This window comes from Aequoribacter fuscus (assembly GCF_009910365.1).
GTDB lineage: Bacteria > Pseudomonadota > Gammaproteobacteria > Pseudomonadales > Halieaceae > Aequoribacter > Aequoribacter fuscus.
In genome coordinates this window covers 2,950,985-2,964,941 of sequence record NZ_CP036423.1, presented here as the reverse complement: position 1 = coordinate 2,964,941, position 13,957 = coordinate 2,950,985, and the positions used below count along the sequence as shown (strand labels likewise).

Annotated in this window: 16 protein-coding genes; 10 read left to right on the top strand and 6 right to left on the bottom strand. The window is 53.4% G+C overall.

Annotated features, from left to right (window positions below):
• Nucleotides 1–25 precede the first annotated feature (25 nt).
• From slmA to coaBC, 4 genes are read right to left on the bottom strand one after another with little or no spacing between them, the layout of a single operon-like run.
• On the bottom strand, nt 26–613 hold the full coding sequence (gene slmA, locus EYZ66_RS13605) for a nucleoid occlusion factor SlmA (RefSeq protein WP_009576377.1): 588 nt from the start codon (nt 611–613) through the stop codon (nt 26–28).
• An 11-nt stretch (nt 614–624) separates the two neighbouring features.
• Nucleotides 625–1,530: an acetylglutamate kinase gene (gene argB / locus EYZ66_RS13600; RefSeq protein WP_009576375.1), complete on the bottom strand. Its 906-nt coding sequence runs from the start codon at nt 1,528–1,530 to the stop codon at nt 625–627.
• A gap of 16 nt (nt 1,531–1,546) precedes the next feature.
• Entirely contained in the window at nt 1,547–4,606 is a 3,060-nt protein-coding gene (locus EYZ66_RS14315) for a phosphomannomutase/phosphoglucomutase (RefSeq protein WP_009576373.1), read from the bottom strand.
• A gap of 24 nt (nt 4,607–4,630) precedes the next feature.
• Nucleotides 4,631–5,833 carry a bifunctional phosphopantothenoylcysteine decarboxylase/phosphopantothenate--cysteine ligase CoaBC gene (gene coaBC / locus EYZ66_RS13590; RefSeq protein WP_009576372.1) on the bottom strand — a complete coding sequence of 401 codons (1,203 nt, stop codon included), beginning with the start codon at nt 5,831–5,833 and terminating at the stop codon, nt 4,631–4,633.
• Between the two features lie 87 nt (nt 5,834–5,920).
• Here coaBC and radC point away from each other — a divergent pair, with 87 nt between their 5' ends.
• The 4 genes from radC (at nt 5,921) to mutM (ending at nt 7,952) form a co-directional block, all read left to right on the top strand.
• A complete protein-coding gene (gene radC / locus EYZ66_RS13585) occupies nt 5,921–6,553 on the top strand; it encodes a RadC family protein (protein ID WP_009576371.1) in 633 nt (210 codons plus the stop codon).
• A 117-nt stretch (nt 6,554–6,670) separates the two neighbouring features.
• Nucleotides 6,671–6,907: a 50S ribosomal protein L28 gene (gene rpmB, locus EYZ66_RS13580; RefSeq protein ID WP_009576370.1), complete on the top strand. Its 237-nt coding sequence runs from the start codon at nt 6,671–6,673 to the stop codon at nt 6,905–6,907.
• Nucleotides 6,908–6,917: 10 nt separating this feature from the next.
• Nucleotides 6,918–7,073, top strand: a complete 156-nt coding sequence (gene rpmG / locus EYZ66_RS13575; RefSeq protein ID WP_009576369.1) for a 50S ribosomal protein L33 — start codon at nt 6,918–6,920, stop codon at nt 7,071–7,073.
• 63 nt (nt 7,074–7,136) lie between these two features.
• Nucleotides 7,137–7,952 carry a bifunctional DNA-formamidopyrimidine glycosylase/DNA-(apurinic or apyrimidinic site) lyase gene (mutM, locus tag EYZ66_RS13570; RefSeq protein ID WP_009576368.1) on the top strand — a complete coding sequence of 272 codons (816 nt, stop codon included), beginning with the start codon at nt 7,137–7,139 and terminating at the stop codon, nt 7,950–7,952.
• Here mutM and coaD read toward each other — a convergent pair.
• Both coaD and rsmD read right to left on the bottom strand, forming a co-directional pair.
• Nucleotides 7,943–8,428 (bottom strand): pantetheine-phosphate adenylyltransferase, encoded by a 486-nt coding sequence (coaD, locus tag EYZ66_RS13565; protein ID WP_009576367.1) that lies wholly within the window; start codon nt 8,426–8,428, stop codon nt 7,943–7,945. The two genes, mutM and coaD, sit on opposite strands and share 10 nt — an antisense overlap.
• A 53-nt stretch (nt 8,429–8,481) precedes the next feature.
• Complete coding sequence (gene rsmD, locus EYZ66_RS13560) at nt 8,482–9,075, bottom strand: 16S rRNA (guanine(966)-N(2))-methyltransferase RsmD (protein WP_040816861.1); 594 nt, start codon at nt 9,073–9,075, stop codon at nt 8,482–8,484.
• A gap of 43 nt (nt 9,076–9,118) precedes the next feature.
• Between rsmD and ftsY the strand changes: the two genes are divergently transcribed.
• From ftsY to trmB, 6 genes are all read left to right on the top strand, one after another.
• On the top strand, nt 9,119–10,246 hold the full coding sequence (gene ftsY, locus EYZ66_RS13555; RefSeq protein ID WP_009576365.1) for a signal recognition particle-docking protein FtsY: 1,128 nt from the start codon (nt 9,119–9,121) through the stop codon (nt 10,244–10,246).
• Nucleotides 10,243–10,911, top strand: coding sequence for a cell division ATP-binding protein FtsE (gene ftsE, locus EYZ66_RS13550; RefSeq protein WP_009576364.1), 669 nt, complete (start codon nt 10,243–10,245; stop codon nt 10,909–10,911). The genes ftsY and ftsE overlap by 4 nt, the downstream gene beginning before the upstream one ends.
• The gene (locus EYZ66_RS13545) at nt 10,904–11,872 is read left to right on the top strand and encodes a cell division protein FtsX (RefSeq protein ID WP_139042594.1); all 969 of its coding nucleotides are present in this window, start codon (nt 10,904–10,906) and stop codon (nt 11,870–11,872) included. Before ftsE ends, EYZ66_RS13545 begins: the two co-directional genes overlap by 8 nt.
• Before the next feature lie 103 nt (nt 11,873–11,975).
• On the top strand, nt 11,976–12,836 hold the full coding sequence (gene rpoH / locus EYZ66_RS13540) for an RNA polymerase sigma factor RpoH (RefSeq protein ID WP_009576362.1): 861 nt from the start codon (nt 11,976–11,978) through the stop codon (nt 12,834–12,836).
• Between the two features lie 32 nt (nt 12,837–12,868).
• On the top strand, nt 12,869–13,237 hold the full coding sequence (locus EYZ66_RS13535; protein ID WP_050793430.1) for a DUF423 domain-containing protein: 369 nt from the start codon (nt 12,869–12,871) through the stop codon (nt 13,235–13,237).
• Nucleotides 13,230–13,919, top strand: a complete 690-nt coding sequence (trmB, locus tag EYZ66_RS13530; RefSeq protein WP_009576360.1) for a tRNA (guanosine(46)-N7)-methyltransferase TrmB — start codon at nt 13,230–13,232, stop codon at nt 13,917–13,919. The genes EYZ66_RS13535 and trmB overlap by 8 nt, the downstream gene beginning before the upstream one ends.
• Nucleotides 13,920–13,957 lie beyond the last annotated feature (38 nt).

Below are 13,957 nucleotides of genomic sequence, written 5' to 3'. Positions count from 1 at the left end.
GCGACGCACTGTAATACCCAAGCGCTTAGTCTAATAAACCGTGAGTAAGTACTTGCCACTGCTGCTGCCAGCCAGCTGTGGGCACGCGCTTGAACTCGCTGCGCACAAATTGAATCAGGCGCCCTTCCGCCGCGGCCATCATAAGGTTGGCGGCCGAAGCCACGGGGATTTGTGTGCGCTTGCCTTCCCGTAATTCGGCTTCTCTTAATATTTGTTTTAGCTGAGTCTCGAGTCGATCAAACAACTGCCCAACTCGATTGCGTAAACGCTCGGTCTCTCCCGTCAGTACGTCGCCCGTCATGAGACGGGTAATGCCGGGGTTTTTCTCGGCAAAGCCCAGCAACAGGGCAACGATGCGTTCGCACTGCACTAGGGCGCTTTGCTGCTCTTTAATGATGATCGCTATGCGTGTGAAAAGCGTCTCTTCAATAAACTCAATAAGACCCTCGAACATTTTGGTCTTGCTCGGGAAGTGTCGATAAAGCGCAGCTTCAGAGACTCCGACCTGCTCGGCCAAAGCCGCGGTCGTGATTCGAGCGCCCGGGCTTTGCTCTAGCATGGTTGCCAGTGTTTCCAGTATTTCTTGCTTACGTTGGCCTTTTTGTCGAGTCATGGTCCGCCTTATTACCGGTTGGGCCGGTTGGTGATTAACGTGCCAATACCTTGGTCCGTAAAAATTTCGAGCATGGTGGCGTGTGGAACGCGACCATCAATAATGTGGGCGCTATTGACGCCACCCTTGACGGCATCTAAGGCGCATTGAATTTTAGGAAGCATGCCGCCATAAATCGTGCCATCTGCAATGAGTTCATCTACTTGGCTCGTGCTTAAGCCGGTCAGGATGTTGCCCTCGCGATCCAGTAAGCCCGAGACGTTGGTTAACAGCATCAGCTTTTCTGCTTGCATGACTTCGGCAATCTTTCCCGCCACCAAGTCCGCGTTGATATTGTAGGTGGCGCCCTGAGCATCTACGCCAATAGGCGCAATCACCGGTATGAAATTGCTGCCCAGAATGACTTGAAGTACTTCGGTGTCGATAGACTTGACTTGGCCCACGTGGCCGATATCGATGATCTCTGGCGCGCCCAGTTCGGGTGAGTAGCGATCGATGGTCATTTTCTTGGCTCGAATAAACTGACCGTCTTTGCCGGTAACGCCAATCGCCTTACCACCATTGCGATTAATTGATGCGACGATTTCTTTGTTGACGCTGCCGCCCAGGACCATCTCGACCACATCCATGGTTTTGGCATCGGTGACGCGCATGCCGTTAACAAACTCGGTTTTAATGTTCAGTCGTTCAAGTAACGATCCAATCTGCGGGCCGCCACCGTGAACAACGACGGGGTTCATCCCTACCAGTTTCATGAGCACGATGTCACGCGCAAAGCTGTCATGTAGCTCGGCATCGGTCATGGCATTGCCGCCGAACTTGACCACAATGGTCTTGCCCGTGAAGCGTTGTATGTAGGGTAGCGATTCGGTCAGTACCTGAGCGATATTAAGAGCATTTTCGCGACTGAGAGACATGCGTGTGTTTCCGTCCTTAAAAAGGTAGCAGTAAATTCGGGTTGAGGTTTAACAGCGCTTGACCAACAGCGCTTTGTAAGGTCTTAAGTTGCTCTTCAGAGTCGGCCTCGAAGCGCAGTGTTAGCGCCGCGCTGGTGTTTGAGGCCCGAACCAGCGCCCAACCATGGGTGTAATCAACTCGGAGCCCATCGATGGTGGTGATTTTACCATCTTTAAAGTCGGCTTGGGCGAGTAGCGCTTCAACCAACTCGAATTTTTCGCTGTCCGGCACTGAAATAAGTAATTCCGGAGTGCTCAAGGCATTGGGCAGATCGGCCAGTAGATCCACGAGCGGTATCTCGTCGGCACTGATAATTTCGGCAAGTCTTGCCGCTGCGTAGACGCCGTCATCAAAACCGTACCAGCGTTCTGAGAAAAAGATATGGCCTGAGAATTCGCCGCCTAAAATAGCCCCGGTTTCGCGCATTTTCTGTTTCATGAGTGCGTGACCTGTTTTCCACAGTACGGGTCTGCCCCCCAGACGTGAGATCAGGTCCCCCAGTTGGTGGCTGCATTTAATGTCGTACACCACGTCACTACCTGGGTTGCGGGACAGTACATCTCGTGCGAGTACCATCATCAAACGATCGGTTCGGATGATATTACCTTCGCTGTCGACAGCCGCGATGCGGTCGCCGTCGCCATCAAACGCGACACCAAGATCCGCTTGTTCACGCACAACTCGAGCCGCCAAGGGTGCCAAGTTTTCCTCGTTGCTGGTGTCGGGCGAGTGGTTGGGGAAGTTGCCGTCAATGTCGCAATTCATGCTGATCACGTCGCACCCTAGCTGCTCGAAGAGCAGCGGAGCAACTCGGCCTGCTACGCCATTGCTGGCGTCGATCACAATCTTGAGTGGTGCTGGTATCAGGATATCGTCGCTGATTTTGCGCAGGTAAGCCGGGATGACGTCTTCACGGCTCAAGGCGCCCTGCCCGCTGCTAAATACACCGCCTTTGGCAAGGGTATAGAGCGACTTGATGGCCCCCGATGCAAGCGGTTTGCGATCGAGTACAATTTTGATGCCGTTAATTTCAGCATCGTTGTGACTGCCCGTAATCATTAGCCCCGATCGGCATTCTAGCTCATGAGTAGCAAAGTACATTACGGGTGAGGGCACTACGCCAATATCGATAATGTCGATACCTGAGGCTAACAAAGATTTAGTCAGTGCGGCTTTAATTCGGGGGCTAGATAGGCGTCCGTCGCATCCGATAATCAGGGTATATTCGCCCTGGTCGGCAGCCATGGTGGCTATCGCGCCGCCAATCGCAGTAACGATCTCGTCGGTGAGTTCGGTGTCCGCCACGCCGCGAATGTCGTAGGCTCGAAAGATTTGTTCGGGTAGCTCGTCAAGCGTTAGTTTACGGGCTTCACTGGTAATAACGCGGTCGCTTTGAAGCGTGCTGGTCACCGTGAGAGTTTTGCGTGGGGTGTCATCAGTATCGCCTGACACTGATTCGGTATCGGCTATGAGTGCGCTCGGCTCGTCTGGTTCGAGCTGGGTGCTGATTGACTCCGATGTAGACGCGGTCTCGCGGCTTTCAGGCTCGACTTCTTTTGGTTTGGCGCTGACAAAATCCAACACCTCGTCTGAGGCGAAAGCGGAAAGATCAAACTCACCCTCGGCAACCGTATCGGTCTCAACGCTCTTGGGGGCTAACTCCAGAGGTTCGTCTGGGTCGCTGAGCTCTAGTTTCGGTGTTTCTTTCACCTTGTCTTTTGCAGAGGTGCTCTTATGACCCTCGGGTGTTTCTAGGGACCCAAGCATCGCCTCCATCTCTGCTTCGAGTGAATTGTCCGACTCAAGGGGCTCTTTCTGAGTTGGAGTCTCTTGTGTCGCAGTGTCCTCTGACGCCGCAACCTCCTCATCCGCTACCTCCTCTACCTCGAGGAGTGTTGTTCGGTGTCGGCGGTTGCGAACCTCATCCATCATGGCGCTCATGCTGCTGTCGCCGTCTGGCGCAGGCGTCACCTTAATAAAGCTGGGTACCGTTGGCGCCGAGTTTAGGTTGGGTAAGTCCAGCTCTGCGAGTTCGTTAGCAGGCCCCTGCTTGTCGCCCATCCTCGCAATTAAAGGTTCGAGCTCGGGCCAGACATCGCCCGCGGATGACTGTGTTGCCTCAGCCAGCAAAATAGCATCGATACTGCGTTGCAAATTCTTTCGGCTTTGCGCTAACAAATACCACGGCGGTATAACAACGCAAAGCGAGATTAGCAGCAGGCTTAGGTATAGCCCCCACGGGGTTTTTATGAGTTGCGCGTAGGTCTTCGCGCTGGGGGCGTACCGTAACTCCCAGTCGCTACCGGCAATAGCTCGCGTTTGGACGCCATGTTCGTGGGTGCCGAGGTTTCCGAGTTTCAGTATCGGATGAAGATTCGTGCCGTTCGCTCCCCTAAGTATTTGTCCCAAAATCAGGTTGGGTGTGTTGGCTCGATCTGTGGGGGTGAGAAGTGTGCGGTAATAGCTTTCGGTTCGTGTCAGCAAGGCAACGCCCCGGTTGCCGTTGCTGCTCTGCCATTCTGAGGCGACGGCAAACGAGACTAGGCTTTGCTGGTCAACAATGTAGGCCTCTGGAGGTGGAGTATTAAGTTGTGCTCGTCTTATCAAGTCTACTTCGATATGGTTTCTGAGCTGCTCGGTACCTGCCATCATGGCTGAAGTACCCATATCGTCCAATTTAATCAGTTGCACGCTAAGCGCCTCTGGAAAAGCGCTGGCAATTTGTGCTTGTGCGGCGGCAAGTGCCTCGGGTGTTCCCTGCTCTATGGCATCCCTTGCAATTGATCCATTCAGCAGGTTCGCGAGCTGCGCTTGGGTCAATCGGATATTTTGGGCAACACGTTCGGCCAGTGCGGCCGACTCGGCTTCGCTGACCTGCGAGTAGGTGCGCTCGGTCTGCTGAGGTACGTGAACCGCCAGGATGAAGACCAGGGCTAACGCTGTGACCAAAAGCGACGCTCCGTAGATTCGCGCGATAATGATCAGTAAAGCCTTGGGGTGTTTGGCAAGTACAGCAGCAAAAGCGGGTTTAATCATGAGATTCACTGACTCGTTACGCGGTTAATGGGTGCGGCGATATTCTTTGGCAAGCTCATTGATGCAGGTTCGAGCGACGTCCAACTTGCTCGCTTCCGGTAAGTGTAATTCTAACTCTGAACCAATAATGATCACGCTGTTATGGTCTTGTCCGAATACAGCATCGTTGCCCACATCGTTGGCAATAATAAGATCGAGTTGTTTGCGAATTCGTTTTTCGCGCGCATGTTCAAGGACGTGTTGCGTTTCAGCGGCAAAACCCACCGTGTAGAGCGAAGGGAATTCTTTACTGATGGTGGCAACAATGTCGGGGTTTTGGGTAAGTTCTATGGTCAGCCCGCTGTCCCCTTGCTTTTTGAGTTTATGATCCGCCACGGTTACCGGTCTGTAGTCGGCCACCGCGGCGCAGGCAATAAAAATATCTGCCTGGTGACAGGCACTGTGGCAGGCGCTTAGCATGTCACGGGCGCTTTCGACATCAATCCGCGTGGCCCGCTCCGGTGTGTCTAGGTGAACTGGGCCGGCGACAAGCGTAACCGTCGCGCCCGCTTCAATGGCAGCGCGGGCCAGCGCGAAGCCCATTTTGCCTGAGCTGTGGTTGCCGATGAAGCGCACGGGGTCTATGGCTTCTCGGGTGGGACCTGCGGTAATCACCAAGCGTAAACCCTCAAGCGCTCTAGAGGGGAAGTGTGTATTTAATGCCTCGACGATATCGGCGGGTTCGCTCATACGGCCTGACCCGACGTCGCCGCACGCTTGCTCACCCGCCTCAGGTCCAACGAACACAAACTTGCGTCGTCGCAGCGTGTCGCAATTGTCTTGCGTGGCCGTTTGCGCCCACATCTGCTGATTCATAGCGGGCGCAACAAATACGGGTGCTGCGGTGGCCAGCACAAGGGTGGTCAATAGATTGTCGGCATCGCCATTCGCAAGTTTGGCGAGAACATCGGCCGTCGCAGGCGCAATCACAATGGCATCAGCCCAGCGCGCCAGTTCGATGTGACCCATACCGCGTTCGGCTTCAGCGTCGAGAAGTTCGGTATGTACAGGGTTTCCGCTCAAGGCCTGCAGCGTCAAAGGGGTGATAAAGGCTTGTGCACCCTCGGTCATCACAACGCGAACATTGGCACCTTGCTTCTGCAGTTGGCGCACCAATTCAGCGGATTTGTAGGCTGCGATGCCTCCACAGACGCCGATGATGATATTTCGCTGATTAAGATGTCCCATTGGGCCTCTGACTATGGACAATAACAAAGGTGTAAAGATAACACCGTAAGCGGTTTGGATACAGAGACAGTTAATAGGAGCGACTTAGTGGTAACTAATTGTTGTAGCGAGGATTTAAGTGAGCTGAGCAGCGCCGAACTGTTGGCTATTCAGTTGGGTATCGAGAACGAAGGGAGGTACGTGGCTGAATCCTTGCTGGAACAATGCGGTGGTTTGGCGCGAGTGCTCAAATCGGATTGCGCATGGTTGCGCAGGACGGTGGGGCTTTCTCCGCGGTCTATAAGGCGCTTGAGGGTAGTGGCGGAGTTGTCGTCTCGTGCCGCAAAAGAGGCCCTACTACATGTCGACGCATTGTCTAATCCGACTCTAGTGCGCGAGTATTTGTCGGAATATCTGGTTGCGGCTAAGCGCGAGCACTTTGTGTGCTTGTATCTGGACGTGCGTAATCAAGTGCTTAAGGTCGATACCTTATTTTCGGGTACGGTTGACGCCGCGAGCGTGTATCCGCGAGAAATCGTCAGCACCGCCTTGCAGGTGGGTGCTGTGAATATCATCATTGCTCACAATCACCCATCGGGAAGTTCGCAGCCCAGTGATGCTGACCATCGAGTGACAGAAAAGGTTCGCCAAGCTTTGGGCTTGGTCGACATTTGTTTGTTGGATCATTTGGTTTTGGGGCAGGGAGAATTTTTTTCCTTTGCAAAAGCGGGATTTTTATAGGTTTGGCTTGCTTCGCGAACAGTGCTCTGGTATAAAGTCGCGCTCCGTGCGCTGGGGGTAAAAAATCCAGCGTGGTTACCGAATTTACGATCCCACCAACGATGGGAGAGGCGAAAGATGTCAAGAGTATGTCAAGTAACGGGTAAGCGTCCCGTGACAGGAAATAACGTATCACACGCAAAAAACCGCACACGTCGTCGTTTTTTGCCTAATTTGCACAGTCACCGTTTTTGGGTTGAGTCAGAAAAGCGCTTTGTTCGTCTGCGCGTTTCAAGCAAAGGCATGCGTGTTATTGATAAGCGCGGTATCGACACCGTATTAGCTGAGCTTCGCGCTCGCGGCGAGAAGGTATAAGGAGTAGATCATGAGAGAAAAAATCCGAATGATTTCATCAGCGGGTACAGGCCATTTCTATACCACTGACAAAAACAAGCGTACGACTCCTGACAAACTGGAAATGAAAAAGTTTGATCCAGTGGTTCGCAAGCACGTGATGTATAAAGAAGGCAAGATCAAGTAAGCTTGATGCTTGTGCTTTGCCGAAACCCCGGTATAGCCGGGGTTTTTTGTGCCCGGATGAACCATGCCTGAATTACCTGAAGTCGAAACCACCTGTCGGGGCATTGAGCCTCATGTTCTTAACAAGCCCATCTGCAATGTGCTTGTGCGCGATACGCGTTTACGTTGGCCTGTGCCGGCTGACTTGGCGAGCGCTCTGGTCGGTGGGCAATTCTTGCGCGTCGAGCGTCGGGCAAAATACATTGTCCTGCATCATACCGATGGTTTTGTACTCGCCCACCTTGGTATGACCGGCTCTATGCGGATTGTTGCTGCCGGCGAGCCAGTTAAAACCCACGATCATGTCGACATTTGTTTTGATGATGGTGCCATTCTGCGCTATCACGACCCTAGGCGGTTTGGGTCTATCCACTGGATTGCAGGCCAAGATTTAGGGCACCCGCTGCTCGACACCCTAGGGCCCGAGCCTTTGAGCGACGACTTTTCAGGGCGAGCACTTTATGCCCGTTCGCGCGGTAAAACCCAAGCCGTTAAGTTGTTTATTATGGATGCCAAAGTGGTGGTGGGTGTGGGTAATATCTATGCTAACGAGGCATTGTTTGCGGCAGGCATTGACCCTCGCCGCGCTGCGGGCAAAGTGAGTTTGGCGAGGTATCAGGACCTTGCCCAGCACATCAAGCGTATTTTGTCCTACGCGATTGCTCGGGGTGGTACGACTCTTCGGGATTTTGTGGGGGGCGACGGTAAGCCGGGTTATTTCAAACAAGAACTCACTGTGTATGGTCGCGCGGGACTGCCCTGTGTGACTTGCTCCAAGCCCCTACATGAAGTGCGCTTGGGGCAGCGCACCACGGTGTTTTGCACTGCGTGTCAGCGCTGATAGCGCGCGATGAGTCGCTCGGCTACGGGCTTGGGGACAAAGGGGGTAATATCGCCATTCAATACCGCTATTTCTCGCACCAGTGACGAGCTAATAAAGCCCAGGTGCTCTGAGGGTGTTAAAAAGACCGATTCGAACTCTGGATGCATGGCGCGATTCATGTTGGCAAGTTGAAGCTCGTATTCAAAGTCGGACACCGCACGAAGCCCTCGCAATACGCAGTTTGCTCCCTGAGAGCGCACAAAATCGATGAGCAAATTATTAAAGCCTACGACTTCAACGTTCGGTAAATGGGCAAGCGATTGCTGGCACAACTCGATGCGTTCTTCTAGCGAAAACATCGGTGTTTTTTTCTCGCTGTAGGCAATACCGACAACAACACGTTTGAACAATCGAGACGCGCGCTCGGTAAGATCGACGTGGCCGTTGGTGATGGGGTCGAAAGTGCCTGGGTAAACAACGGTATCAATTTGCATGGTGATTGCTCCTACAAGTCAAGCGCGCATCCTAAACCTTCTGGGCTTGGTGCTCAATCCGTCAGCGTGTTGTAGTAGAGTTTAGCGCACACCTGGCCCGCCTTAACTTCGCGGTGCAAAGACCAGTGCCCCGGCACAAAAGGTGCTGTTTCATCGCTGGCCGTTTCGATATAAAACCAGCGTGTTTGCCACCCGCTCAATATGGGTAATAAGGGCTCGATTAGGTTTTGGCGGTAAGGGGGATCAATGAAGACGAGATCCGCCGAGTCTGCAAAGTGGTCGATAAAGTTGGTGGCGTCAGTGCAGTGCACCTGGCTTTTTGCCGTGCCACCAAGGATTTGTAGTTGTGTGTTTAAGTGGCGGCAGACTTGGCTTTGTTGGTCGATAAAGTGACAAAAGCGTGCACCCCGCGATAAACACTCGAGACCCAAGGCGCCGGTGCCGGCAAATAGGTCGATACAGGTAGCGTCTACCAGCTCACCTTGAAGCCAGTTAAACAGTGTTTCACGAATACGGTCTGGCGTCGGGCGAAGTCCCGGTGAATCCAGCACCGGGACTTTGCGTCCGCGCCAAGCGCCACTGATCATGCGCACTGTCCCAGACTTTTGTGGTCGAGATGCTGCGCTTTGCTTCTGAGGTTTAGGCATCAATGGTAAACTCTGAGGTTGAACACCTAAGGTACCACAGAGCATGAAGTTATTCAGGCGTAAGAAGCCCGCAGATGCTGCACCCGAAATACACAACGAGGCCCTCGAGGCGGGCGCGGGTCAAGCGGCGAAACCTACCGCAACACAGCCACCGCAGGCAGAGCAGTCCGATGTGATCGCTCCTGATACGAGCGTTGAACCCATTGCCGAGGTGACAGTCGAAGCGGCATCACCACAAGCGGAAAAAAGCGGATGGTACGCGCGTTTAAAACAGGGTTTAAGTCGAACTCGCGGTCAGCTTTCGTCCGGCTTGGGCAATTTATTTCTGGGTCGAAAAGTTATCGATGCGGATCTTTTAGAGGACCTTGAGAGTACCTTGCTAATGGCAGACGTGGGTATCGAGGCAACGACTCATATCGTCGAACAGCTGACAGCCCAAGTATCGCGCAAAGAGCTCGCCGATGGCGACGCCTTGCTGAGAGCCTTAAAGCAAGCGCTCACTAACATGGTGGGCCCCTACGAAAAAGCGCTGCCCTTAGCTGCCACTGCCCCGACAGTCATTTTGATGGTAGGTGTGAATGGCGCCGGCAAAACCACGACCATTGGCAAGCTTGCGCAGCGCTATAAGGCGGAGGGGAAGTCGGTCATGCTAGCGGCAGGCGATACCTTTAGAGCGGCCGCAGTAGAGCAGTTGCAGGTGTGGGGCGAGCGCAACAACATTCCCGTGGTGGCGCAACACACCGGAGCCGACAGTGCCTCGGTGATTTTTGATGCCCTGCAAGCGGCACAAGCGCGCGGCGTTGATGTCTTGATCGCCGACACGGCTGGCCGTTTGCACAACAAAGACAACCTGATGGAAGAGTTAAAAAAGGTTGTTCGTGTCATGAAAAAGTTAAACCCAGAGGCGCCGCACGAGGTGATGCTGGTCTTAGACGCGACCATGGGTCAAAACGCTATTGCGCAAGCCCAGCACTTCAAGGCGGCGGTCGATGTGTCGGGCATTACGCTGACCAAGCTCGATGGCACGGCCAAGGGCGGTGTGATTTTTGCCATCGCTCATAAACTGGGTATCCCGATTCGTTACATTGGCGTGGGTGAATCTTTAGAAGATTTGCGTCCTTTCGAAGCTGAGCCGTTTGTGAACGCCCTATTCGACGAGGCTAGTGTGTGATCGAGTTTGACCGCGTCAGCAAGCGTTACGACAGTGGGCGCGATGCGTTACGTGAGTTAAGTCTTTTTGTTGAGCCCGAAGAACTGGTATTCCTGACCGGGCATTCGGGCGCCGGTAAGTCCACCCTGCTTAAATTGATCATGATTATGGAGCGCCAAACGCGTGGTCGGGTCATCGTCAATGGCAAGGATCTGCAGTCCATTAAAGGTGGTGGCATTGCCAAGCACCGGCAAGATATTGGGGTCGTTTTTCAGGATCACCAATTGCTGTACGACCGCAGTGTCTACGACAACGTCGCCCTGCCTTTGCTGATCAGTGGGTTCGAGCATCGTGATATCGGTCGTCGGGTTCGGGCCGCCTTAGATAAAGTGGGCTTGCTCGACAAAGAAAAGTCTAACCCCGAAGCCCTGTCTGGCGGCGAGCAGCAGCGGGTTGGAATTGCGCGCGCGGTGGCGTCTAGACCCAAAATACTCTTAGCCGATGAGCCCACTGGAAACCTAGATCCTGCCCTGTCGGCCGAAATTATGGCGCTGTTCAGGGCTTTTAGCCGAGCAGGTGTCACGGTATTAATTGCCACTCACGACTTGGCTTTAATTTCGCGGATGCAGCACCGCATTCTGACCCTAAAAGATGGTGCGCTGGTGACTGGTGGTGGTCGTGAGTAAGTCGGGCCGCAAGGCAGTTCAGCCTGTCACAAAAGTGCCCTTTGCTCGACGCGTTGCGACCTGGCGCGGACATCACCGTCTAGCTCGACACGATACCCTTGAGCGCTTGGGGCGCCACTGGGTGTCGACTTTGTTAACGGCCCTTGTGATGGGCGTGGTGCTGAGCTTGCCGGCGGCGTTAAGTATGGGGGTTTTGACCCTAGATGCAGCACTTGCTGAAGTTGATCGAGGTGACTCCATCACGGTAATGACGCACGACGCCGTCTCTTTGGAACAAGTGAGTGCGCTATCTCAAGAGCTGGCGTCTCTCGCGTTGGTTGAGTCAGTTTCGGTTGTATCAAAAGAACAAGCGCTGGAAGAATTGAGTCAGTGGTTGGGCTTAAGTCCTGAGGTCCTAGCCTCGCTGGGTAACCCCTTGCCGCACTCAATTTCGTTAACCTTAATCTCAACGCAACCGGCTGCGCTTCAAGCCCTTGCCGAGCAGCTCGCAAGTAATCCTATGGTCGCTGACGTATTGTTGGATATGGAGTGGCTGAGCCGGCTGCAGTCCATTGCCTTATTTGGTGAGCGCTTAATGTGGGCATTTGTGGCCATTGCTTTACTGGCCTGCTTACTGATCATTGGTAATACCGTTCGGCTTGCGGTGGAAAGCCGGCGACAAGAGATCCTGGTGACCAAACTTGTCGGTGCCAATAACGCCTATGTGATGCGACCTTTCTTGTATACTGGCTTTGCTTATGGTGCCGCCGGAGGCCTGGTTGCGCTGCTAATTACCTACAGCGTGAAGTACTGGTTGGGCGCCCCGATAGACGCCTTAGCCACTTCTTATCAGGCGCCCTATTTTGCTCTGCGCTTCCCTCTAAGCCTGGCGTTTGCCCTTTTGGTCGTTGCTATTGTGCTTGGCATGATCGGCGCTTGGGTGTCTGCGCGGCGTCAATTGAAGCTTATCGAACCTCGATAACACTCATCTAATCGTATTTTACTTGCGTATCTACGGAACTTTTGCCAAATTAGCACTCTAAGGGTGAGAGTGCTAAAATCACATGGCACAGCAAGGAGAGAGAATGTCTACCCAACTACAGCCTGTTGATCAAATGGTGCCTGGCGCCAATTTGGCCGCCTACATTCAGACCGTAAGCAGCATCCCAGTACTGTCGGTTGAGCGTGAGCGGGAATTGGCCGAGGATCTCTACTACAACGACAATTTAGAAGCGGCGCGACAGTTAGTGATGTCGCACCTGCGTTTTGTGGTTCACATTGCACGTAGCTACTCAGGTTACGGCTTGGCAGAAGCCGATCTAATCCAAGAAGGTAACGTGGGTTTGATGAAGGCGGTTAAACGCTTTAACCCCGAAAAAGGTGTTCGTCTGGTGTCTTTTGCAGTGCACTGGATTAAAGCCGAAATGCACGAATTCATTCTGCGCAACTGGCGTATCGTGAAAGTGGCTACCACCAAAGCACAACGCAAACTGTTCTTTAATTTGCGGTCATCTAAAAAAGCCTTAGCGTGGTTGTCTGCCGAGGAAGCACAAGCGGTGGCTGACGATTTAGGGGTTGATGTGCGCGAAGTCGCTACCATGGAAGCGCGTATGAGCTCGCGCGACGTGGCGTTTGATGCCCCAAGCGATAGCGACGACGATGACGTGTACGCGCCTCAGTATTATCTGGAAGATCACCGCGCTGACCCTGCTCAGCAGGTGGAGTCGACCAATTGGCAAGAAGATAGCGAGTCGCGCTTGCACTACGCCCTAGAGCAGTTAGATGAGCGCAGCCGCGACATCTTAGCGCAACGGTGGTTGAACGACGAAAAGGCAACCTTACACGATTTGGCCGCGCAGTACGGTGTATCGGCAGAGCGTATTCGTCAGCTCGAGCAGAATGCCATGCAAAAAGTGCGCAAGCTCATGGGTGAGCTGGTCGCGTAATTTTTATGTGGTTCTCTAAACCCGAGCGCACAATGCAAACTGCAGCGGCGCTCGGTGCTTTGGCGGTCATCGCTGGCGCCTTTGGTGGTCATGCGATTGATCGCTTTATGCCGCCGAGTGACATCGCGGTGTATCAAACAGCCGTCAAATACCATTTTTGGCACGCATTGGCCTTGTTGCTTATTGCCATTGCGCAATGGCGGCCACCTGCAAGCATTTGGCTGGCCCGCTCCGCTTTGCTGTTCACTGTGGGCTGTGTGTTATTTTCTGGAAGCTTATACACCTTAACGCTGATGAATTGGCGTTTTCTGGGTATCATTACGCCTTTTGGCGGTTTAGCCTTTATTTTGGCTTGGTTGTGCTTGATACCAGCTTCTAAGGAATTGATAAAGCATGAGTGAAAGCAGCTTTTCACGTCGTATTAAAAGCTATGTGATACGCGCAGGGCGCATGACCGAAGCTCAGCGCGAAGGTCTTGATTTGGGCTGGCCGCGTTTTGGTCTTTTAGCGGAAACCGGAGCCTTAGATTACGATGCTGTATTCGAGCAGCGCGGCCCCGTTGTATTTGAAATCGGCTTTGGTATGGGACAATCGCTACTCGCTCAAGCTTTGGCCGAACCCGATCACCGTTATATTGGCGTCGAAGTTCACCGACCCGGGGTCGGTAAGTTGTTGCATGATGCCATGGAGGCGCAAGCCACCAATATTCGCGTCTACTGCCACGATGCGGTGGAAGTGTTAGAGCAATGTATTCCCGCCACAAGCTTGGACCGGGTGCAGGTGTTTTTCCCCGATCCTTGGCACAAAAAAAAGCACCACAAGCGCCGCCTAATTCAGCCAGAATTTCTAAGCCTGCTTGCGCGTCATATGAAGCCCGGTGCCGTTTTGCATTTGGCCACCGACTGGCAACACTACGCTGAGCACATGCTTGAAGTATTAACCCCCCATCCTGATTTCAAGAATACGATGCCTGAGATTGAGCCCTACGCGCCGCGGCCGGAGTCACGGCCTTTGACCAAGTTCGAGAAGCGCGGCGAGCGTTTGGGGCATGGTGTTTGGGATTTGTTGTTCGAGCGGACATGAGCGATTGTAAGTTGTAGCGGCGGTTGCTGAGCTTATCG

What these genes read in the sequence shown, in the direction of transcription:
- argB (WP_009576375.1), bottom strand. Translation starts at nt 1,530, where the DNA reads ATGTCTCTCAGTCGCGAAAATGCTCTTAATATCGCTCAGGTACTGACC.
- slmA (WP_009576377.1), bottom strand. Translation starts at nt 613, where the DNA reads ATGACTCGACAAAAAGGCCAACGTAAGCAAGAAATACTGGAAACACTG.
- mutM (WP_009576368.1), top strand. Translation starts at nt 7,137, where the DNA reads ATGCCTGAATTACCTGAAGTCGAAACCACCTGTCGGGGCATTGAGCCT.
- rpoH (WP_009576362.1), top strand. Translation starts at nt 11,976, where the DNA reads ATGTCTACCCAACTACAGCCTGTTGATCAAATGGTGCCTGGCGCCAAT.
- EYZ66_RS14315 (WP_009576373.1), bottom strand. Translation starts at nt 4,606, where the DNA reads ATGATTAAACCCGCTTTTGCTGCTGTACTTGCCAAACACCCCAAGGCT.
- coaD (WP_009576367.1), bottom strand. Translation starts at nt 8,428, where the DNA reads ATGCAAATTGATACCGTTGTTTACCCAGGCACTTTCGACCCCATCACC.
- rsmD (WP_040816861.1), bottom strand. Translation starts at nt 9,075, where the DNA reads ATGCCTAAACCTCAGAAGCAAAGCGCAGCATCTCGACCACAAAAGTCT.
- ftsY (WP_009576365.1), top strand. Translation starts at nt 9,119, where the DNA reads ATGAAGTTATTCAGGCGTAAGAAGCCCGCAGATGCTGCACCCGAAATA.
- coaBC (WP_009576372.1), bottom strand. Translation starts at nt 5,833, where the DNA reads ATGGGACATCTTAATCAGCGAAATATCATCATCGGCGTCTGTGGAGGC.
- rpmB (WP_009576370.1), top strand. Translation starts at nt 6,671, where the DNA reads ATGTCAAGAGTATGTCAAGTAACGGGTAAGCGTCCCGTGACAGGAAAT.
- EYZ66_RS13535 (WP_050793430.1), top strand. Translation starts at nt 12,869, where the DNA reads ATGCAAACTGCAGCGGCGCTCGGTGCTTTGGCGGTCATCGCTGGCGCC.
- trmB (WP_009576360.1), top strand. Translation starts at nt 13,230, where the DNA reads ATGAGTGAAAGCAGCTTTTCACGTCGTATTAAAAGCTATGTGATACGC.
- rpmG (WP_009576369.1), top strand. Translation starts at nt 6,918, where the DNA reads ATGAGAGAAAAAATCCGAATGATTTCATCAGCGGGTACAGGCCATTTC.